Origin of the sequence: Inquilinus limosus MP06 (genome assembly GCF_000767795.1) — a bacterium.
GTDB classification, from domain to species: Bacteria; Pseudomonadota; Alphaproteobacteria; order DSM-16000; family Inquilinaceae; genus Inquilinus; species Inquilinus limosus_E.
Genome location: NZ_JANX01001015.1, coordinates 1 through 1,157 on the forward strand (window position 1 = coordinate 1; position 1,157 = coordinate 1,157).

At 69.0% G+C, this 1,157-nt stretch carries 2 protein-coding genes; both read right to left on the minus strand.

What is annotated here, in order from left to right; translation table 11 throughout:
• Positions 1-711: beta-ketoacyl [acyl carrier protein] synthase domain-containing protein (locus P409_RS34845; protein WP_161790536.1), on the minus strand; the 711-nt coding region annotated here is incomplete at its 3' end.
• A gap of 168 nt (positions 712-879) precedes the next feature.
• On the minus strand, positions 880-1,157 hold a 278-nt coding region (locus tag P409_RS34850), incomplete at its 5' end, for a cupin domain-containing protein (RefSeq protein WP_034849554.1).

Below are 1,157 nucleotides of genomic sequence, written 5' to 3' on the forward strand. Positions count from 1 at the left end.
GGCGGCGAAGGGCCGGCACAGCCCGGTCGGCGACAGCATGCCGGCGCGGGAGAAGCCGTAGAAGGCCTGCGGCGCGCCGAGGATGTTGACCCCGGCGACGACGGCGGTGTCGATCTCGCCCCGCGCCAGCGCCCGCACCGCCGCGTCGAGCGCGACGAGGGAGGAGGAGCAGGCGGTGTCGATGGTCAGGCTCGGCCCGCGCAGGTCGTAGATGTAGGAGATGCGGTTGGCGATGATCGACGCGGTGTTGCCGGTCATGAAATGGGTGTCGATGCCGCTGGCATCGCCCACGATCCGGGTATAGGCGTCGACCGAGGAGGCGCCGACGAACACGCCGACCGGCTGGCCGGCGAGGGTGGAGGGCGGCAGGCCCGCATCCTCCAGCGCCTCCCACACCAGCTCCAGCAGCAGCCGCTGCTGCGGGTCCATCTGCTCGGCCTCGCGCGGCGCGATGCGGAAGGCGCCGGCATCGAAGCCGTAGGGATCCGCGATCAGCCCGGCGGACAGGGTGTAGCTGCGGCCCGCCTCGCCCTTCCGGGGGTGGTAGAACCGCTCGACCGCCCAGCGGTCGCTGCCGATGGTGGAGATGCTGCAGCGCTCCTGCAGCAGCAGCGACCAGAAATCGTCGAGGCCGGCCGCGCCGGGCAGCCGGCAGGCCATGCCGATCACCGCGACGGGCTGGTCCTGAAGTCTCGAAGAGCCTGCTGGCATGTCGGTCTTCTTTCAGCGATTCGGCATGGGCGGGCGGGCAACGGACCGCAGCGGCAACCTACTGTACCGCAGGAATCGAGGTGCGAAACCAGCAATCGATGGCGGACTCCATGACACCATAGATTTTAAATCTATGATCGCTTCCGGGTAGCCCCCGCCGGGCGGATGTCATCCGAACAGCAGCGCGTCGGCCTTCTCCAGGCGGACGACGTCATCCTCGCCGAGATAGGGTCCGGTGCGGACCTCGATGAGTTCGAGGTCGATCTTGCCGGGGTTCTCGAGCTTGTGGTCGGTGCCGATGGGGAGGTAGACGGCCTCGTTCTCACGCAGGATGCGGGACTGGCCCTCCATGGTGACGCGGGCGGTGCCGGAGAGCACGACCCAGTGCTCGGAGCGGTGGTAGTGGCGCTGCAGCGCGATGGCCTGGCCGGGATGGATCAGGACGC